This is a genomic window from Haloglomus irregulare (genome assembly GCF_007421925.1).
Classification (GTDB): domain Archaea; phylum Halobacteriota; class Halobacteria; order Halobacteriales; family Haloarculaceae; genus Haloglomus; species Haloglomus irregulare.
Window position 1 is genome coordinate 39,473 of the sequence record NZ_QMDX01000007.1, and the last position, 20,804, is coordinate 60,276.

Annotated in this window: 14 protein-coding genes and 1 pseudogene; 8 read left to right on the forward strand and 7 right to left on the reverse strand. The window is 59.4% G+C overall.

The annotated features are described in order from the left end of the window. The 3 genes from DP107_RS11820 to DP107_RS11830 all read right to left on the reverse strand — a co-directional run. Positions 1-6,315 (reverse strand): GLUG motif-containing protein (locus DP107_RS11820; protein WP_185977285.1); only part of this gene is annotated, 6,315 nt, incomplete at its 3' end. A 325-nt stretch (positions 6,316-6,640) separates the two neighbouring features. Continuing rightward, entirely contained in the window at positions 6,641-8,269 is a 1,629-nt protein-coding gene (locus DP107_RS11825) for a PAS domain S-box protein (protein ID WP_144262366.1), read from the reverse strand. Between the two features lie 84 nt (positions 8,270-8,353). Beyond that, positions 8,354-9,925, reverse strand: a complete 1,572-nt coding sequence (locus DP107_RS11830) for a GAF domain-containing protein (protein ID WP_144262367.1) — start codon at positions 9,923-9,925, stop codon at positions 8,354-8,356. A 464-nt stretch (positions 9,926-10,389) separates the two neighbouring features. On the opposite strand from DP107_RS11830, the gene DP107_RS20805 reads away from it, so the two are divergent. The 5 genes and pseudogenes from DP107_RS20805 to DP107_RS11855 form a co-directional block, all read left to right on the forward strand. After that, positions 10,390-10,560, forward strand: a complete 171-nt coding sequence (locus DP107_RS20805; protein ID WP_238330869.1) for a hypothetical protein — start codon at positions 10,390-10,392, stop codon at positions 10,558-10,560. Positions 10,561-10,686: 126 nt separating this feature from the next. Beyond that, complete coding sequence (locus tag DP107_RS11840; protein ID WP_144262368.1) at positions 10,687-11,769, forward strand: CNNM domain-containing protein; 1,083 nt, start codon at positions 10,687-10,689, stop codon at positions 11,767-11,769. A 125-nt stretch (positions 11,770-11,894) separates the two neighbouring features. Next, a complete protein-coding gene (locus DP107_RS11845; protein ID WP_144262369.1) occupies positions 11,895-12,080 on the forward strand; it encodes a DUF7333 family protein in 186 nt (61 codons plus the stop codon). Positions 12,081-12,315: 235 nt separating this feature from the next. Beyond that, positions 12,316-13,680 carry a restriction endonuclease gene (locus tag DP107_RS11850; protein ID WP_144262370.1) on the forward strand — a complete coding sequence of 455 codons (1,365 nt, stop codon included), beginning with the start codon at positions 12,316-12,318 and terminating at the stop codon, positions 13,678-13,680. A 77-nt stretch (positions 13,681-13,757) separates the two neighbouring features. Next, positions 13,758-13,912: pseudogene (locus DP107_RS11855) on the forward strand (PadR family transcriptional regulator); the annotation flags it as partial. Positions 13,913-14,059: 147 nt separating this feature from the next. Here the strand turns inward: DP107_RS11855 and DP107_RS21685 are convergent. After that, a complete protein-coding gene (locus DP107_RS21685; RefSeq protein ID WP_449405195.1) occupies positions 14,060-14,197 on the reverse strand; it encodes a DUF7837 family putative zinc-binding protein in 138 nt (45 codons plus the stop codon). Between the two features lie 392 nt (positions 14,198-14,589). Between DP107_RS21685 and DP107_RS11860 the strand changes: the two genes are divergently transcribed. Beyond that, positions 14,590-16,002, forward strand: a complete 1,413-nt coding sequence (locus tag DP107_RS11860; RefSeq protein WP_144262371.1) for a DEAD/DEAH box helicase — start codon at positions 14,590-14,592, stop codon at positions 16,000-16,002. Beyond that, entirely contained in the window at positions 15,989-17,347 is a 1,359-nt protein-coding gene (locus DP107_RS11865; protein ID WP_144262372.1) for a DUF790 family protein, read from the forward strand. Before DP107_RS11860 ends, DP107_RS11865 begins: the two co-directional genes overlap by 14 nt. A gap of 35 nt (positions 17,348-17,382) precedes the next feature. On the opposite strand, the gene DP107_RS11870 is transcribed toward DP107_RS11865, so the two are convergent. Beyond that, the gene (locus tag DP107_RS11870; RefSeq protein ID WP_144262373.1) at positions 17,383-17,847 is read right to left on the reverse strand and encodes an IS1096 element passenger TnpR family protein; all 465 of its coding nucleotides are present in this window, start codon (positions 17,845-17,847) and stop codon (positions 17,383-17,385) included. 202 nt (positions 17,848-18,049) lie between these two features. On the opposite strand from DP107_RS11870, the gene DP107_RS11875 reads away from it, so the two are divergent. Next, positions 18,050-19,261: an RNA-guided endonuclease InsQ/TnpB family protein gene (locus DP107_RS11875; RefSeq protein WP_144262374.1), complete on the forward strand. Its 1,212-nt coding sequence runs from the start codon at positions 18,050-18,052 to the stop codon at positions 19,259-19,261. Here the strand turns inward: DP107_RS11875 and DP107_RS11880 are convergent. Beyond that, positions 19,247-19,600, reverse strand: a complete 354-nt coding sequence (locus DP107_RS11880) for a calcium-binding protein (RefSeq protein ID WP_144262375.1) — start codon at positions 19,598-19,600, stop codon at positions 19,247-19,249. The two genes, DP107_RS11875 and DP107_RS11880, sit on opposite strands and share 15 nt — an antisense overlap. Further along, a complete protein-coding gene (locus DP107_RS11885) occupies positions 19,597-20,595 on the reverse strand; it encodes a PD-(D/E)XK nuclease family protein (protein ID WP_144262376.1) in 999 nt (332 codons plus the stop codon). Before DP107_RS11885 ends, DP107_RS11880 begins: the two co-directional genes overlap by 4 nt. Between the last annotated feature and the right edge of the window lie 209 nt (positions 20,596-20,804).

Below are 20,804 nucleotides of genomic sequence, written 5' to 3' on the forward strand. Positions count from 1 at the left end.
GGTGCGACTCGTGGACTGCTCGTAGTCGATCTTGCTGGCGTCGTTGACGGTGACCTGGCCGTTGCTGTCGATGGCGTAGGCACTGTCGCCGTTACCGCTGGTGAACTGGTAGCTGACACCCTCGTCGGTACTGCCACCGACGTTGGCGTTCACGTCGTGGACATTTGTCCCACCGGTGTCGCTCTCGGCGACGCTGGCCGGTCCCGAGTTAGTGAACGACGGCGTCTCGTCGACATCCGTGACGGAAATCGAGACGATCTGGGTGTTGCTCTGGCCGCCCTCGCTGGCTTCGACGGTCAACGAGAAACTGCTGGTGCCCTCGTGGTCGAACTGGCTGTGGTCAGCCACGTCGATTTGGCCTGTGCTGCTGTCGATACTGAACGCGCCAGCGCTGTTACCCGACGTAATCGCGTAGCTGACGCCGCCGTCACTGCTCCCGCCGACGTTGGCGTCGGCGTCGTGAACGGGGTCATCGTTGGCGGCGTCCTCAGCAATGGTGTCGGACGTGCCCGTACTGAACGTCGGGCTCTCGTCGGCGTCGTCGACGTTGATCGTGACGTCCTGTGTGGCGCTCTGGCCGCCCTCGCTGGCCTCGACAGTAAGGGTGCGACTCGTGGACTGCTCGTAGTCGATCTTGCTGGCGTCGTTGACAGTGATCTGGCCGTTACTGTCGATGGCGTAGGCGCTGTCGCTGTTACCGCCGGTGAACTGATAGCTAACGCTCTGGTCGGCACTCCCGCCGACGTTGGCGTTCACGTCGTGGACGTTCGTCCCATCGGTGTCGCTCTCGGCGACGCTGGCCGGTCCCGAGTTAGTAAACGACGGCGTCTCGTCGCTGTCAGTGATGGTGATGGTGAAGTCTTTGGTCGGCGAGGACAGCGAGCCGTCGCTGCCTTCGACTGTGATGGTGTGGCTCGTACTGCTCTCGTGGTCGAGTTTGCTCGCGTCCGCGACGGTGACCTCACCGGTCGGGGAGTCTATTTGGAATCGACCGCTGGCGTCGTCCGTCAACGTGTAGGTCAGCGAGCGATCGTCATCGTCAACGTCTGTCGAACTCGCAGTCACTCCGACGGAGTCGCCCTTGCTGGCACCTTCTGGCACCTCGTTGTTCGCGCCGTCGCTGTCGCTTGGCTGTAAGGGGGCGTCGTTGACGCTCGTAATCGACACGCTCCCGGACTTCGAGAACGTGGTCGTATCGACGCCACCGTTGGAGGTCCCGCCGTCGTCGACGAGTTTCGTGAGCGTAACCGTCCGGTCGCCCGCAGTACTTGGGTCGTCGCCCGTGTGTTCGTACGCGAGGTTGTTGATGATCGTGTCCGCAGTCGACTCACTGACGCTACCATCGATGGTCACCGTGGCGGTACTGCCCGAGACGCTGACACTGGCGCTCAGGGCGTTGTTCGCGGTGATGACAGTCTTGGTGTCGGTTAGGGCGACACTGCTGCCGTCGACGATCAGTTGTTCGGCCGAGCCATCGGCGACGTTGCTCACGGTGAGTTCGAGGCTGTTGACCTGCTGGCTGCCTTCGACGACACCTACGTTCGCCGAGGAGAAGACGCCGACAGAACTCCCGTCTTCGGTGAACGTCGGGTCGCTGGTCGACAACGAGAGCGTCGGCGGATCGTTGACGCCGTCAAGAGCGATGCTGAACGTGTTGCCAGCGGTAGTCCCGCCCTTGCCGTCCTTCAGGTCGAAGTCGAACGTGTCAGTGCTGGCCTCCGAGCCATCGTGGCTGTACAGGAGGTTGCCGGCGTCGATGTCGGCCTGCGTGAACGTACCCGTGCCGATGGCCGATTCGCCGTCGCGTGTACCGTCGTCGGTCCCGCCGGAACCCCCGTCGACGAACAGCGTGCCGTCCGAGGGAGCGGTGGTCACGTCGTAGGTGATCGATCCGGCCGACTGTTCGGGGTCGCTGGCTGCCAGCTCCGCGTTCGTGATCTGGTTTGCAGTCGACCCCTCGTCGACGGTCACACCCGCGTTCGTGTCCAGCGTCGGCGCTTCGTTCGTGTTCAGCTCCAGTGAGGATGTCGAGCCGGTGTTCTGGTTTCCGATGTCGTCGCTGGTGGCGATCGTCACGCTGTAGCTGCCGTCTTCGTTGGCGGTCGCCTTGTCGACGGTCACGGTCGTGTCGTAATTGCCGTCCACATTGTTATCATCGAGTGTCACGTCCGAGGGGGCACCGAACGCCGAGAGGTCCGCCTCGACATTTGCGACGTTGTTCGCCGTCTCGCTCACGAACACCGCGACGCGGATTGTGTCTCCGTCGCCGACGGAACTGCCGGGGGAGTTGTCGTTCTCCAAGACGAAATTCGACAGCGACGGCGGTGTGTTGTCGATGGCGTAGGTCTCGCCGCTGGTGAAACTGCCGTCGGCGCTGCCGCCAGTACCCTCACCACCCAGCGCGACGTTGTTGGTGGTGTCCTCGATGCTGTCGTCGTCGCTGACATCCAGGCGCAGGTCGCCGTCGCCGGTGATCAAGCCCACCGTGACGGTGACGGTGTTGCTGGCGGTCCCGGACCCGACACTCTGGATGGAGCCGCTGGCGGTGTTGGTGGTGTGGAGTGTGAAATCGCTCGTGTCGATGCCGTCGACTTCCGTGGAGAAAGTCACGTCGAAATCGACCGAATCAGCGTTGGTGTTCTGGCTCGTCGGCGAGGCGCGCTCGATAGACGTAACCTCGGGCGCGTCCTGAACGGTGACGGTCGGTGTGGCCGAGACGCTCGTGTCGTCGCCCCACGCGAACTCGGGGGTGTAACTCCCGTGGTTCGGTTCGTCGAAGGTGAAGGTGACTTCGCCGTTGGTGTCGGTGACTTTCGTATCGCTCGTGGCGAACCCGTCGAGGCCGTCGTCGTCGACGACCTCGATGGTGACGCCCTCGCCGGCGTCGGAGCCGCTCTCCTTTGCGGTTACGGTGATGGTGCCCGATTCGTCCTCGGCGACGGTCGGTGACGTGGCCTCGACGCTGTCGACGGTGAGTTCGGTGACTGACTCCCAGGCCAGCGCGGGGTAGCCGCCCGTGACGAGCCACGTCTCGGGGCTCTCGAAGGAGAAGCCATCCATGGTGACCTGCGGCGCGAAGCGTTGCATCTCGACGGTCGTGAGGCCGTTCGCGTCGGGACTGCCGGCCGAGGACGATTGCCCGGTCGTATTCACGTCCCAGTAGGCATCTTCGACCGTCCCGCCGGGATTGAGCCCAACGAGGCCGCCCGCGTCCTGAGTGCCGCTGACGTCGCCGGTGGCGTATGCGTTGGCGACATAGCCGTTGGAATCGCTGCCCCCATTATTAAACCCGACCAGCCCGCCGACCATGTCGCCGTCAACATCACCGGTCGCGTATGATTTGGTGACATTGCCGTAGTTTAGCCCGGCGAGGCCGCCCCCGTAGTCTTCGTCGCCTTTGACATCGCCGGTCGCATACGACTCGGTGACATTGCCTTCGTTCTCCCCGACGAGGCCGCCCACGTTTCTGGTGGCGTTGACATTGCCGGTCGCATACGACTCGCTGACATCCTCAAGGTTCTCTCCGATGAGCCCGCCCACGAACTTAGTGCCGTTGACATCGCCGGTCGCGTACGACTTGGTGACAGCAGCGTTGTTCCTCCCGGCGAGGCCGCCCACGTACTCAGAGCCGTTGATCTCGACGTTCTCGACGCCGACGTTCTCCACTGTCCCACCGGACACGATCCCGAACAGCCCAACGTTTTGCGTGTTTTTTCGGTCGATGTTCAGCCCTGAAATCGTGTGGTCGTCGCCGTCGAACGTCCCGGTGAACTGGTTCCCGGGATCGCCGATGGGGTCGAACCCCTTGTTGCTGTTGGCCGTGTCGCTCGCCACCTCGTCGTAGCCCGCGGTACCCGAATCGAGGTCCGCGGTCAGTTTGAACTCCGCGCCGGTGTTCTGGCTCACGTTGTCGAGGTGGTGCCAGTTCGCTATCTCGTAGGGGGTCGATTCGCTGCCGTCGCCACCGCCGTACAGCGCCGCCTGCACCAGTGTCAGTGTCGACCCCTTTTGGACGTTGTAATCGGAGAGTGTACGGTCGTCGTCCAGCGCTTTACCAGCGAAGATCAGATCCTGCCGGTCTGCCACCAGACCCGTTCTCGCCTCGAGCTGTTCTTTCACCGAGAGAACGGTATCGGAGGCCTCGAAACCCAGGACAATTGTGCCCCCATTGAGAATATTCACAAAGAGCGCTTTCGAAACACTCGGGTCTGGTGTCCGAATCTGTGGGCCGGCGTCGAGTCCCTGCAGTATCGGGTATCCGTCATCGTCAGCGCCGGGGGTACTGGCGGTGACAGTCTCCCACGTCGGAGTAGTGAGTGCCGACATATTCGCCGAATCGAGCGCGTTCGCCCCGACCATATCACGGGTGAAGATGCCAACCGCGTCGCCATCAGATGTCTCCTGGCCCGTCTGCTGGATGTCCCAGTAGCTGTTGGAGACTGTGCCCCCATTGTTCCCGACGAGACCGCCCACGTTTTCCGAACCATCGACCGTACCGGACGCGTAGGACCTGCTCACGCTGCTGTCGTCACGGTTCTGTCCGACGAGCCCGCCTGCACCGTCGTTGTTACCGGTGACATCGGCAGTGGCGTACGACCCGGTTACGGTGCCTCCATTTTGGAGTCCAACGAGACCACCGATATCATAGTCACCTGTGGCGCTCCCGGTCACGTAGGACGTGGTGATGCTGGCCTTGTTTTTCCCGACGAGGCCGCCAACGTCGTACTGCCCGGAGATGTCACCCGTCGCGAACGATCCGGAGATGGTCCCACGATTCTGTCCGACGAGACCGCCGACGGCACCGGTACCAGAGACTTGACCAGACGTGTTCGAGGCGGTAATAGTCCCGGAGCTATTGCCTGCGATACCACCGACAAAATAATCGCCAGTGATACCGGCACTCTCGACACCGACACGCTCGACACGACCAGCCGAACCCACGTCACCGAATAAGCCGACGTAATCCGTACTCCCACGGTCGATGGAGAGGTCCGAAATCGTGTCGTTGTCGCCATCGAACGTGCCGGTGAACGGCGCGCCCGAGTCACCGATGGGGTCAAAGCCGTTGTTGCTGTTGGCCGACGAATCGGCCACCGAACCGTAGCCAGCAGTACCCGAATTGAGGCCGGTGGTCAGGACGAACTCCTTGTCGAGGTTCTGGCGGACGTTGTCGAGGTGGTGCCAGTTCGCTATCTCGTATGGGGTCCCGGCCGTGCCGTCACCGCCAGCATATGCGTTGACGTTCTGGGCTTCCAGTTGGGCCTGGCGGTCGACGGACTGTAGAATCGGGTAGCCGTCCCCGGTGGTGTCGCCCTCGGAGTTCTCGACTGTCCCCCACGTACTGGCAAAGTCGAGCGCGCCCATCTTCGAGGTGGCGGTAGACCCCTGCATCTCCGGGGCTGGGGACGTGTCGCCCGTGGAGCCGTAGCCGTTCAGGTTGCTGGCACCACCAAGGCGAGCCCCGATAGCTCTGTCCTGGTTCGTCGTCCCCTTGTCCCAGTACGAGTCTCTGACATCTCCCTCGTTGGCCCCGGCAATGCCGCCGACGAATGGCCCGCTGGTGGCTTCGATATCACCTGTCGCGTAGGTTCGCTTCACCGTTTTCGGAATATCTGGGCGGACTACTTCAAAACCGACCACGCCACCGACGTCATTCTCTCCGGTCACATCCGCAAGCGAATACGAGTCCTCGACAGTCGCCGCCGAACTACTGGTATAAGAGTTCCGCCCGACCAGCCCACCGACTTTTTTATTACCCGAGACAGTGCCGGAGACGAACGATTCACGCACTACTGCGTTTTTATCACTCTGGCCCACAAGTCCGCCGGTGTTATCGTTTCCAGTGACACTGACGTCGACGAGTCCGACCTTCTCTACGGTACTCCCTTCCGTGAGCCCAAACAGTCCGACGTAGTTAGTACTCCCCCGGTCGATGGTCGGCCCTGAAATCGTGTGACCGTTCCCGTCGAACGTGCCCGTGAACGGCGTGCCCGAGTCACCGATGGGGTCGAAGCCCTTGGCACCGCTTCCGTCGTCGTTCCACTGGTCGGTCCTGCTGGCGTCGATATCCCCCGTGAGTTCGTAGTGGTCCCCGAGTCCCTGATTCTCGATACACTGCAACTGATCGACGTTCCCCACCTCGTAGGGGTCGCTCGATGTGCCCGATCCGCTGTAGCTCACCGTGCTACAGTCCGGGGCGGTGTTGCCCGCTGCGCCCGCGGCGACGCCGACGAACCCGCTGCCCGTGGCCAGCATCGCCAGCCCCACGATGGTGACGAGATACACCGCCAGTAGTCTGCTCGCTGTACGAGTCACACCGACCACCGCCCGAACTGGGGCCGCCTCGTAGTCCGTCTCGGACGCGCTCGACTGATCGCGCGACCCAGCGCCCCAGTCGAAAGTTCCGCGGCGGTTTCCGGCCACAACTCACCATCTGTTCGCTTGTCGCTCGTCCGTGGGTGTTCGCGTCGGCCGTCAGGACACTCCAGGCTCGTGACCACAGAACGACTCCCATAGAGACACGGTACCAAAGACACGTTGCTGGCAACTACGCAGCATATCGGTGTAAAGATGGCTTGCATATATACGCAACAGTGACAACGAGGTAACCAGTACGTGAACACAACCGCACGGGGTCGACTCAGTCGAGTCTCAGGTCGTGTGAAAAGGCGTCCTCGAAGACGGTCCGTTCGGCGTTGCGCAGGTGATGGAGGAACGTCGAGGCCGAGGAGTCCAGCGTCTCGGCCACGTCCTCGGCACTGGCCTGCTGTGGGCGCTCGAAAAAGCCCGACAGCGAGGCCGCCCGGAGTGCGCCTTCCTGTTTCTTCGTTAGCCCGCTGAACGCGCTCGGGTGGTCGTCGTCGACGGGGCGCTCGGTACAGGCGTACATGGTCACCTCGGGCCAGTGGTCCTGTACGGCGTCGACGATGGCACTGAGATCAGTCCGGCGCGGGAACTCCACGGTCAGATTCAGACGGCCGTCACAGACGGTAATCGAGCGCAGTATCTCGCCGTACCCGCCCAGAACTCCCCTGATCGACCCTTTCTCGGCACGAATCGACACGATCGCAGTCGTCTCCGTTTCGGTGACGACGGTCGCCGCTGTGACCGACGGGAGCTCCGCTGCAGTCGCCCGAACTGTCTCGGCGTCCACATCAGCCGTCTTGACGAGGTATGTCGAACCGGGGCCACCCTCTCCGTGCAGTTCCTCAACGACCAGCTCCGGGAACTCGTCATCTTCCTCGTCGCCATCCTCGACAGCCAGTGTCCTCGACAGGGCTGTCAGGACGTGGTCGCCCGTGTACCGGAGCGAGAGTTCCGTTACTGTCTCACCGGCCAGCGCTTCCTGCTGGCGGTGGACCTGCTGTTTGAACGCGAGGGCGGCCGCCACTTCGTCGACCAACTGTCCTGCCACGTCGCTGCCGGTATCCGTCCGGACGACCGTGAGCGCGCCGTAGGACAGTCCTTCGTGGACCAACGGCACCGACCGCACCGAGAACAGTCCACACCGCTCCAGTTGGGCGACGATGTCGTTCTCTCCGTCCATGTCTGTCGTGACTGTCACGGGGTCGTCCGTGGCGAGTGTGCGTCGTGTCGCTGCGTCGATGGCGCTCCCCTCACCGGGGTGCCGGAAGCCCCGGTCCGATCCGTGGTCGGCGATCACAACCGGATGCTGGTCGCCACCTCCTGGTCCTTGCTTCCGGACGACCCAGGCCGACTCGTAGCCGTAGTCGTTGACGAGCAGGTGACAGACACTCGCAGCGATCTCCCGGTTGGTCGATGTCTGCAAAAGGAGTTGGCGGATGGCTTCCTTGCCGTCGCGTTCGGACTGGACCTGCTCTCGGGTCTGCTGTAACTCTCGTTCACGCTGTTTGCGCTCGGAGATATCCCGAGAGTTGATGACGTAGTTGCCGTCGGGCGTGGGGTTTGACGAGCCAACCGATTCGATCCATTTGTAGGACCCATCTGCCTGTAGGTGCCGGTATTCGACCGCCTCAACGTGGTGCGCTTTTTCCGAGACCATTGCGGCGAATGCTTCGACGACGCGTTCTCGATCCTCTGGGTGGAAGTACTCGGCAACCTGCTCACCGACGAGTTCGTCTTGCTCATAGCCATACAACCGTTCGATGGCCGGACTCTCGTACAGTATTCTCCCACGCGAGTCAAGAAGCGTAATCAGATCAGTTGAGTGTAACGGCAACTGATCGAGTGAGAAGGTATCTTTCAGCCCGAGAGATGGGTGTGAACCCGGTCGATTGTTAGCAGTCATAAAATGGACAGTCTCCAGTGTCGGTTAAATGAATCTACTTTGCCACATCCAATATGTGAATTTTGAGCTAATAGCATATATTTGTCAGAGTCTGAGCCCGCCTGTCATTACAGCTTGGCCTACATTTCGCCTAAAGGGGGGTGGGGGGTGAATGTCTCCCTGACGCTTCGCCGGATACCATTTGATAGGGGCAGTTACGTGGAAGCGAGCGCTCTCCTCCACGTCTTTCAGGAGTCTGAAATCGGAGGCGGATGGAAAACCGCTCTCGACGAGACTCCGAACAATCTGGGGTGACAGCCCGTTTACTGCCCAGAATAGGCGTTCCGTTCCGTCAGAGAGCGAGACAGTCGAATCAAGAGCCAGCTCGAAGTCTGCGTCTGTCTCTGTACGGCAGAGTCGAGCAATCTCCGCGGACCTGAACTCCAGTTCCGCGGTGGGATCAAGCACGTCCCTGCGTTCAAGAGCGTACAATGCGTACCCGATGATCTCGCCAAGTTCTGTGAGGATGCGCCGTTTCTCTTGATCGAATGCTTCGGTGCGATCAGCGTACACTCCAAGCACACCGTATACCGTTCCTTGATGACTCAAAGGAACGGAGGCGTATGATTGAATCCCGTGGGTATCGGCAAGGTGTTGCCAATAGTCGTAGGGAAGATCAGCGAGATCATTTTGAACGTGCAATTCACCGGTTCGTACGGCGTGGGCAGCAGGACCCTCGCTGAGCGGAGGTGACTGTTGATCCAAGATTCCATCAAGATAGGTTTCCATATCTCCAGCCATCGTCCACGGTTCGAAATCATCGAATGGTGGCGATAGCTCACCCATCACTGTCGATTGGTACGCATCGAACTCCAAGAGCGTGTCACAGACAGCCTGTGCAACCTCCTCGCGCGTCTCGGCCCGCGCGACGGTCTGCACGATTGCCCGGATTACGGTATTGAGTCGATTGACGCGTTGGAGTTGTTGCTCGCGCTCTTTGGGTTCGGTAATATCGCGCCCTTCCGGGACAATCAGTATTATCTCGCCGTGTTCGTTCGACACAGGGCGGAGTGAAAAATCAATGATTGCGGTGCGGTCGGCACCCTGAACTTCGACCGCGAACCGAACGAACTCACCGTCGGCTGCTCGGTCGATAGCGTCTCTCAGCTGGGCTTGCGTCCCATCGGAGAGCTGCCACCAGTAGGTCTCCCAGAACGGCTTCCCGACGACGTCCTCTCGGGTCAGGCCCCCAAAGGAAAGTGCGGCATCGTTTGCATCAATAAGCGTACCGTCGGGCTCTAGAATGCCGATAAAATGGAACGTCTGGTTGAATATTAGCTCATAGAGGTTCTCTTGGCCGAGGTTTTCCATCGATAACTGGAATGAATCGTGCCCTTCTCGGAGTCGATTATTCGCCGACGGTGACCGAGAGTGAGCAGCATCATATAACTCATCGGATGACTGCTCCGTAGGTCGCCACCACACTCGACCTCTCGCCCCGACTTTCTTTGTCTCAAGAGCACCTTGGTTGACGAGGACATCTAACTTGTTGTAAATAGTGCGCGCTGTACAGTCGAACTCGGCTGCGACCTCCGTCGTCGTCACCGGCGTGCCAGCAGGTGCGAGCGTGTCGACAGCATTCAACACGGTGGCTGGCGAGGGTGACGCAGAACTCATACACCCAAAATGCACGCGAACCAGAAAACGATTCCGTCAACAGAAAACCAGAACAGTACCCTCGAGAGACCCCCGCAATTGATATCCTCCACCCCACTCGCTCACGGATTTGCCGTTCGTGGTTCGAGACGGCGGCCGTCTGGTAGCCACGCTTTAGACACTCGAAGTGCTTGCGGTGACGATCACCGTCGTGAGTGAACCGCCTCGAAAACCGGGGAACACTACAGCACCCCATTTCCGTGGCAAACGTGTATCGTTTCTAGTTCCGTAACCCTATACAAAATGAGCTACGATACGGAACACGTGGGAAACGCGGGTGACACTCCGAAGATGATCATCGGATCCCCACGTTCGCAGAATTACTCGAGAACCCGTCCCTCGCTAGTCTCTATACATCGATTCGGCGCTCAGCGACTGCCACGGCCCCCGAACTTGTTGAGTCAACGACTGACTCGAAGAAGACGGTGTTCGACTATCTCGATAAACTGGAGCAGGCAGGCCTGATCAGCAAGGTTGACGAGGATGGCGGAACCGCCGTATACACCGCTGAAACTGCGTATGATCTCGTCGAAGCGCTCTATTCGATTTTCGATCTTGGTGACGATGAGCCGGGCCCGACGACGTACACCGGATGATTTCGACGAGGACGAAGGCGATCTCCTTGGGGAATTTGCCGACAAGTAGACCGAATGACGAGGCTCAGCTCGTACCGGTGAGCGAGATGACGGAATTCTTGATACCACGGGGAATAGCCCTACGAAATGAATGGTCTCGAACTAACGCTCCGCCTACTGAGCGGTGTTTTGCTTATCCTCGCAAACGGATTCTTCGTCGCGATCGAGTTCGCACTCACTCGCGTGCGACAGTACCCTAAGTCCGAGTTCGACGTCCCGGGACTCGAGCGAGCCTGGGAGATGACACAGGATCTCGAAATCTATCTTACGAGTTGTCAGGTCGGCATCTCTGCGACGAGTATCGCCGTCGGCATCGTCGCGGAACCGGCCCTGGCTTCGTTGATCGATCCAGTGTTCGAGAACACGCTGCTCACGTCGATTGGGGCGGGTGGCATCCTTGCGTTCGTCATCATCAATCTGCTCCACCTGACCCACGGCGAACAGACACCCACGTATCTCGGGGTTGAGCGGACGAAGTTCGTCGCTCGGTACGGCGCGACACCGCTGTACTGGTTTGCCAAGCTGCTCTATCCGGTCATCGTGCTCGGAGACAGCGTCGCCAAATGGACGCTCGGGCTGTTCGGTGTCAAGATGACCGGTGCCTGGCTGGAAACCGAAACCGACCGGGTCGAATCCCGGGCGGACCTCCGCCATCGGCTCGGGACTTTGCTTGACCAAGGGAATCTTTCTGAGGAACGGCAAGAAGAGATCCTGAACGCCTTCACTGTCGGCGAACAGCCCGTCAGCGATATTATGACCGATCGTGAGGACATTATTTTTCTCTCGACAGCCGTCTCTGCGCAGGAAAATTTCGATCGAATCGGAACAAGCCCGCACACGCGATTTCCCTTGATTGGTGACGATCCAGCCGACTATCGAGGGGTTGTCTACGTCCCTGCAGTTGTTGATCAGATCGACGAGCTCCGGCATGGCGAGGTGACGTTCGAGGATGTCGCTGCTCCACCGATGACGCTCCGAGCAGACACGCTCATCAGCGATGCCGTCGATCAGTTTCAGGACGAACATCAAGAACTCGCGCTTGTGTATGATGAGGACGAGGAGAACGTCGTGGGACTGATCACTGCGACAGACGCTCTCGAAGCAGTGATGGGTGAAATCGAAGACCCCCTCGACATCAAACTCAAGGAACAGAAAAGCGCCCCCCAGTGAACTGGCTGTACGAGTCCAAAGCCGACAAAATCTCCACGCGCTCCTATTCAGAGCAATACTTTTCAACTTACTGATTAATAACGTACATTCTCAAACGCTTTATTCGTCCGGCTACAATCACGGATATGAAATTTGATTTCACGCGCTCAGTGGTTCCGCTCGCCGCAATCGTCGCCGTCGCAACAGTCGCGCTCACGTCCGTAATGGCTCCCTCAACGGTCTTCATGATGGTTCTGCCCTCAATAATCGTCTTCTCGGTCGTCGCGTTCTTCTTCGGACTGAAACACGGCGAGTTCCGTGCCAGTCCGTAGCGGTCCGGTTCACTTCGGGATGTCCGCGGGGAAGGTCCACTCCCGCTCTGAGTTACGCTGATTCTGGGCAACTTACTGACCTTCAGAAGTGATATCCAACGCTCCTTCTTCTGCCAGACGGCGTCGGGAACTTTGTGAGGAGAGTAAACAATACCCGTGGTCACGGCGCCGTGTTTTCACCGTCTGCCTCGACAATGTATATAATAGTAGCAACGTATACTCCACTTGGAACGGAATGGCTGTACTGGACGACCTCTCCGGATTCGAGTTTGAGGACGTGGTGGAAGACGTCTTTCGAAACCTCGGCTACGAGAATGTCCGGCAGGCCGAGCGGACGGCCGACGAGGGGCGTGACGTCATCATGGAAGAGGTCGTCGACGGCACCCGTCGTGCAATCATCGTTGAGTGTAAGCACACGGATACAGTCGGACGGCCGGTCGTACAGAAATTACATTCGGCCATCGCGACGTTCGACTTCGAGGGGCCAAAACACGGGATGGTCGTCACAACCGGGCGGTTCACGAACCCCGCTCAGGAGTACGCTACCCGGCTTCAGCAGAACGACGACCCGCACCCCATCGAGTTGCTAGACGGCGAGGACCTCCGTGAGATCGCCGACGAGATCGGCCTCGACCTCTACAACGGTCGAATCGAAATCCTCTGTGACGAGACGCTTCGCCCGTACGACCCGGCGGCCGATGTGGACGCGGCCGTCGCGGAAGCGTTCCGCGACATCGAGAACATCGAGGCTGCCGACCTGCCCGCGCCATACTCGGAGGCGACGTTTCGGCCAGTCTTGGCAGTCACCGCTGACACCAACGCGGTCTTCGAAACGTCGGTCGGCGTCATCCACCGGATCAACGAACGGACGCGGTTCGTCGTTCACGCCGACCGCGGACATCCACAGGTAGCTGACGACGACGTCGCGACGCTGGTCACCGAAAACCTGCACGCGACGATCGACATAGACACCGACCGATTTGGCGAGGTATTCGACGAGATTGAGGAGCGCCGGTTCGGGCAGACCCAGACCGACTACAAGGAGTGGGCCGTCGACCGCCTCCAGGACTTCCACACGACGACGGTGACCTACACCGGCGACAATAACGTCACGTACAACAAGACCTGCGAGCCGAACCGCTCGGACATATCCGTCCAGTCGATCGAGCCGGTCTACCTGCCGGAGGTGCGGCATACGACCGATCTCAAAGAGTACACCCATCCCTACGAGTACTACGCGGCGGGCCCCTCTTGGGTCACCGCGGAGGACGGGATCCATCGCTGCGTCCACTGTGACACGAGCGGTGTCGGCAAGACGTACACCTACTGCCCCAACTGTGGAGCGATCGCCTGCGACAGCCACATCAAGACCGAACGGCTAAAGCAGGAACCGGTCTGTACGGGCTGTGCGGTAACTGAGCGGTTCGCGTTGAAGACGAAGTACTTCTATGACGAAGGCAATCTCGAGGCCTTCCGTGAGGAGTACACCGATATGTCGATCCACGAGAAAGCGATGGAGAACAAACTCTTGGCTGGGGCGAGCGTGGTTGCGGCGCTGCTAGTTGTTATCGGGCTACTCGTCATCGGCGGTGTTATCTAGATTACGGGGATCTCCAGATTGAGGAGCCCAAAATCAGTCGGCGCGTAGGCGTCCTCAACACAGTCACGAAGTTTCTCGGACATCTCTACCCCAACCTCGATACACTGGTCGAAAAGGGGCTGGTCAAAAAGGAGACAAAGACTGCCGGGCAAACGTCAATACAGTCACCAAACGCGGACAGCGAGTACTCGAAGCCCGGCGTGACTGGGAACGCCAGTACGTCGACCTATAATTCGTACCGAGCGATATCACTACAATCACATTCGGGACAGGAGTCCTTGATCTCATCTAAATTGGTCCCGCAAGATCGACACTCGAACAGTACTGTTGTATCAGTTGAGCTCGGAGACAGCCGCTTTAGAACTCGTAACATAGAGAATCATTGTGGGTCAACGACATCCTGGCACTCGGGACATTCAGCCCAGACACCGCCCGCATACTCTATCAGAGTATGAAGAGACAGAATCTCACAACCGCAATGCGGGCAGTCGCCGAGTTGCGGGTCCTGAGTGCTCATATGAGTGTGAAGCGTGTGACTGAGGGACGCAATGCCCTCTGCTTCTATCTAAGGGGACAGGCCCACATATACCTCAGTGAACCAAAGTGAAAGTGGAAGCAGAGTTAGTCTACTTGATCTGAAGCCTGCCGTCTGAGAGATTGTCGTCGTCAAATCAATCTGGTGAGCGTTGCTCGCCCAACCGTTCACGTACGTATATCCGAGAGTATCTTGATATCCTCCCCGTCCTGAAGGCGAAGTTTTAGCCTTGCAACTTCGATAATTGGCGATTGACAGAGCACTAGTTTCGAACGAAGAGTATGAAGCACCGAAGCCGCCAGGTCGAGTCACAGGAACCACTCAAACGCGACCCACAGATTGAATCCGGCCGGTCGCATGCATCTACATAGCGAATGCGGATCGAATTCGACGACGGAACCCTCCTACTCCGTGACGCGCCCGAGAATGTGCCCCATGCGGAGTGGGACGACCGCGTCGACGAGCATCGCACACAGGCATATCGATATCGAGCCCTCCTCGAATGGGTCGGCACATGGACGGATAGCGACGACCAAGCCACGCTCCGCGATGGATTCGGTGCAGCCTGCGAGGATGATGCCCGGGGCTACCCCGACCTCGAACTTACGCCGGCACTTCACATCGAACCGCGTGACTACCAACAGGCCGCCCTCGACGCCTGGATCGACCACGGCCGACGGGGAAGCGTCGTCCTCCCGACGGGCAGCGGGAAGACGTTCCTCGGACTACAGGCCATCGCCGACGCCGGCGTGAGTGCGCTCGTCGTGACGCCGACGATCGATCTGATGAATCAGTGGCACGCCACGCTCACCAACGCCTTCGGCGACCAACTTACAGAGCCGGTCGGCGTCCTCGGTGGCGGCAGCCACGACGTCACCGCGATCACAGTCACCACCTACGACAGCGCCTACCGCTACGTCAACGAGTACGGCGATCGGTTCGGCCTGCTCGTCGTCGACGAGGAACACCACTTGCCAGCCCCTACCTACCGGCAGATCCCCGAGATGATGATCGCGCCGTATCGCCTCGGGTTGACTGCAACGTATGAGCGGCCCGACGGCAAGCACGAACTCCTCGAGGACCTCCTCGGCCCGGTCGTCTACCGTGAGGACGTCGACGAACTCGCTGGCGAATACCTCAGCGAATACAAGACGATCCACATGTCGGTCAAGCTCACGGTTGATGAGCGCCAACAGTACGACGAGGAGTACCAGATCTATCGCGACTACGTCGACAGTCACGAGTTCGACCTCTGGAAGGAGGAGGGTTATGCGGAATTTCTCAAGCGCACGTCCTACGACCCGCAAGGCCGGCGGGCACTTATCGCCAAGCAACGGGCCGAACGAATCGCCCGCACCGCCGAGAAGAAACTCGACACGCTCGACAATCTCATCAAGCGCCATCACGACGACCGCGCGATCATCTTCACCGCCAACAACGACTTCGCCTACGACATCTCCCAGGAGTTCATCGTCCCCTGTATCACCCACCAGACGAAGACCGACGAACGAACCGAGATCCTCGAGCGGTTTCGCACGGGCGACTACTCGATGCTCGTGACGTCCCAAGTCCTCGACGAAGGCATCGACGTCCCGGCGGCAAACGTTGGTATCATCCTTTCCGGGAGCGCCTCGAAACGCCAGTACGCGCAACGGCTCGGCCGCATCCTGCGGCCCACTGACGACCGCCAGCCCGCCCGTCTCTACGAAATCATCACCGAGGATACGATGGAGACGTACGTCTCCCAGCGACGCCGGGAGGGGGTGACAACTAATGCTGACGGCTAACCTCGCGCGCTCACGCACGACCGACGAGATGACTACGCCGCTGTTCATCGATCCCGACGAGGAGCGCTACCGAAAGACTGCTCGGGAACTGATCCACTTGTTCGGGGATCATCTTGGCGAACGGAAAGGAGATCTCGAAGACGCGATTGACGAGCTCACCGTCGCGGATACTGACTACAAGATCGTTCAGGGCCTCGCGAAGCTCCTCAAAGACGAGTGCGAATTCGAGGTCGTGGCCTCCGTCGAACCGCGAGAAATCCGCCGGCGACTCTTCGAGAAAGCCAATGATTGGTATCCGATCGTCCGCCAGCCCACCCTCGGCGAGGATACACAGAAACTGGAGGTGTACAGCGCGGTCGCCGACGACCTCGGACTGTCGCTCGAAGAGTGTTATCGCGGGATGTACGCCGATCTTGAGGACAACAAGCGACTCGTCCGAATCGGGACGCGGACGGCCGACCAGTACGCCAGTGATGATGATGCATCGACGTCGACGACCAACCTGACCGGTAGCAGCGACGCGGAGTACGAACACACGGATCTCACCGTGGACTGGCTGTTAACTCGCTACAACCTCGCCCTCGCCCAAGCCGTCCTCTACGATGCGACGGAAATGCGGATTCGGGTCTGGGACCACTTCGGGACGGTCTTCAGCTATGTGAAGCTGTTCGGATTGATGCACCGGATCTATCCGATCGACGCCGACGGTGAACGCGTCCCGAGTACCGACCAAGCCGCCGGCTACGAGGCCGTGCTGGACGGGCCCGCATCGCTGTTCTCCCAATCGCAGAAGTACGGGATTCGCATGGCGAACTTCCTGCCGGCGTTACCGCTCTGTGACCGGTGGGAGATGACTGCGACGATTCTTGTCGACGAAACCTCCGGTGAGACACGTCAGTTCATGCTCGACCATACCGAGGGCCTCGATTCCCATTACAGCGCTGGCAACCGCTTCGATAGCGACGTCGAGCGGACGCTCGCCAACAAGTGGGAGCGAGCGAATACGGAGTGGGAACTTGTCCGAGAAGACGATGTCTTGGATCTCGGTGCCGAAGTGATGATCCCCGACTTCGCGATCGAACATCCGGACGGACCACGAGCAATCTTCGAAATCGTGGGCTTCTGGACACCCGAGTACCTCAACGAGAAGCTGGCGAAAATTCGAGGGGCCGATCTCGACCACTTGCTTGTCGCAGTGTCGGAGCGGTTAGAGTGCTCAGCGGACGACTTTGAGGAGGCGAGTGACCGCGTTCTCTGGTTCAAATCAGGGATTCACGTCTACGATGTGGTGGAGTTAGCAGAGGCGCACGCCATCGACGGACGCGCCCCTGATCACCAACACTGACGGGGGCCGCTTCGCTCCAGATATTCTTAGGATGACTACCAGTCTTCGCCGGGTGGCGGATACTGCTCGACAGGCTCGCCTTTCTCTTTCACGACTTCCGGCTCTGTATCGCTGGTTCCGCCCTCGTTGATCTCCTTGAGGATGGCATAGAAGCGCCATTCGTCACCGTAGTCGAAGAGATAGCAGATCCGGTCACGTTCGTCCAAGTCCAATTGACGGGCCATCTGACCGACTGTCGTCTCGCCCGCGTCATACTCCTCGCCACCGCGCAACATTCCGTCTGGGGATTGTTCGATCTCTCCAGGGCGCTTGTACTGGACGTCGCTGTCCCAGTAGTCTTGGTCAGTTCCGAAGAACCAGAGGTGGTCTTGGTCCAGTCCGACCGCGCTGTTGAGTACCGACTGGAACTCGTCCAGGGTTCGGTCCGCCCCGACGACGATGTCCCGCCACAGCGACCGGGGGTCGTGCTCGTACTTGACGCGGAAACGGTAGGTCGCCATATTTGTGGAGTTCTTTTGTATCGACGCTGGTGACGTTATCGGTCGAGCCAGTAGTGCCAGTCCGAAACGGCCTGCTCAGTGTCATCACTGGCTTCAAACTGGTAGCAAGGCGGATTCCCCGGGTCACCTGACCCGTGGTGGAATGCCGACAACAAACAACATAAATACTGGTAAGTAACCAGACTACTTCTTTGAAGATAGAGTGGACGACTACCTGCGACGCACAGCCATCACTCGCATCATCGTGAGCGACGAGCAAGCCGACATGCTCGAAGCCACGATTAGCAACTGGCAACACGGAGCCACCCTCGCCGCCCACATCGGCTGGAAAGAACACGAAAACTCCAAATACGGACTCCAAAAACTCGCTTACGACGATGTACGCGAAGAAACTCATCTCGGAAGTCAACACGCAATACTCGCCACTCACCAAGCCGCAAGCGCACTCACAGGCGTCAGAGCACTCAAAGACAACGGTCGCAACGTCTCCTGTCCAGACTTCACCAGTCCAACCATCAAATACGATGCGAACACACTGACGCTCTTCGAAGACAACACCGTCTCACTCACCACTGTTGAAAACCGAGTCCGGTGTGAACTCGTCCTTCCAGACGACGAAGACGGCTACCAGTACCAATTCCTGAACGACGACGAGTGGAGCGTCACGGAAAGCACGCTCACCGCCCGTGACGGCGACTACTTCTTACACCTCGGGTTCCGCAAACCAAATCCGTTCGATGAAGCCGAGTCTCCTGCTGAGGACAGAACAGTTCTCGGAGTAGACCTCGGTATCGAAAACCTCGCCGTTACCAGCACTGCACACTTCGAGTCAGGGACGAAACTGGTTCACGACCACGAACAATTCGAGCAGGTTCGAGGAGGTCTTCAGCAGACCGGAACACAATCGGCTCACCGAACCATCGTCGGTCGGGACAACCGGGAAGAACGGTACTCACGGGACAAACTGCACCGCGTCTCGAACGCGATTATCGAGCAAGCCGTGGAACATGAGTGTAGCCACATCGTGTTCGAGGACTTGTCGTACATTCGTGACCGGATGCCGAACGCGAAGACGTTCCACCAGTGGGCACACCGTAAACTCATCCAGTTCGTGACGTACAAAGCTGAGTCACTTGGTATTCGTATCGAGTTCGTGAACGCGGCGTACACGAGTCAGCGATGTAGTGAATGCGGTCACACGAGTCGTGGGAATCGTCCTGTGCAAGCCCATTTCGAGTGTGAGAGGTGTGAGAAGACGCTTCATGCGGATTATAATGCGGCGAAGAATGTGGGGTGGCGGTTTGTCCGTCGTGGGCTCAACGACTCACGGCGGACGGGCAACAGTCAACTTGCCCTGAAGTCAGGAACGGTGACGCCGATTCGGGGATTCATCCCGGACTCAGTACCGAGTTAGAGGCCGAGAACACTGACAAGCCCCGCGCCACCGTGCGCGGGGTTGTTGACCCGGCTCCAGTTGGCTCAGTGGGACACCGAACTCCCGGTTCATCCACTCAATGGTCACGAACTGCTGGCGGAGCGACGGCTCCGATGACGGTTTGCCGACCACACGAACCGTCTCCCCTTCATCCAGCGGTGACACTTCCTGCTCTTCGATACAGCGTGCCTCGAAGGGAACGTCCATCGTCTCCTCCAGATAGATGTGCCACCCCATCGCCTGCTCGTCTTGGGTGTAGGCATCGACAATGATCTCCATCTTGATGCGCTCTTCTCGCTCCTCGTCTCGCTCAGTCATGGTTCACCACCAGCCCGCGTGTGGAACTCTGAGCCCGATTTGAACTCCGTGAGTTCCTCGATCCGGTCTTCGAGTTCCTCGATCTCCCTGCGCAGTTCCTCAGGTTCGTCACCTTCGGCGGCCGCAAGCTGGTCTTTGAGTCCCTGGAGGCGTGTCTCCTTGCGTTCTTTGTCCACCTCGGCCTTACGGACGTACTCGGACTCCTCGATCTCGTATACGTCGCCCTCCGAGAGTTCGGTCACGTCGAGGGCATCGTCTACCTTATGACGGTCTACACCCATTACACGCTCCGGGTCGACCCCGGCGTCTTCGAGCGTCTCCAGCACCTCGTTCTCGTCTCTCAGCGAGCGGTTGCGCCTGGTTGTGCGCTGGACAGAACCGAACGAGCCACTGATGGGACGGTCGTGATGGAGCCGGTTGAGCAACACGTCAGCAACGTCCTGACGGAGGTCGTTAGCGTTGCGCTGAACGTCCGAGAGCAGGGTGTAAAGGTTCACGAGCGCGTCCGTCTCTATGTCCTCCAGGACCTCGACCTCGTGGCGTTCAAGCGCGTCGATGAGCAACAGTGCATCAGCATACACGTCCAAATCCGGCTCGGTCCGTTCCTCCTCGGGTGTCTCAGCTTCGTCTCCCGAATCGAGGAGCTGGCTGGTAGTCGGGGCCTCCGTCTCACCGATTACCCCCTGATCCTCGTCGATCTCGAAGCGCGGGTGAAGCGACAGGACAGCTGGATACGGATCGGCGTCGGGCGGGAGTCTATCGAGGTCGAAGCCGTCCGGCTCATCGGTGATCCGTCGGTACAGCGTCTCGAACTGGTCGCGCTGAAGCGGGCGTGTCTCGTCGATGTCGCGGTCCAGAAACTCGATGATGACCCGTTGCTCCTGTACGTCGGAGACGTGGAATCGGTCGTGTGACAGCGGCGTGATGAGTGTCGCGCCATCCGGGAGATCGTCGAGTTCATCAAGCAAGGTATGCCAGGAGGCGCTGAACGGCATACGCGGGGTGTCGCAGGCGACACGCAAAGTGTATGGGGTCAGGTCGAACCGGTGCGTGCCGTCAGCGCAGAGTCCAGATTACTATCTCTCGAAATCGCCAAACGTCCCGCAACTAACGATAGGGATACTGGATCAAAAGTGGAACCAGCGAGGGACTCCGCAACCACTTCGAAAATCAACGAAATGGTTATACAAGCAGCGCAGCAACA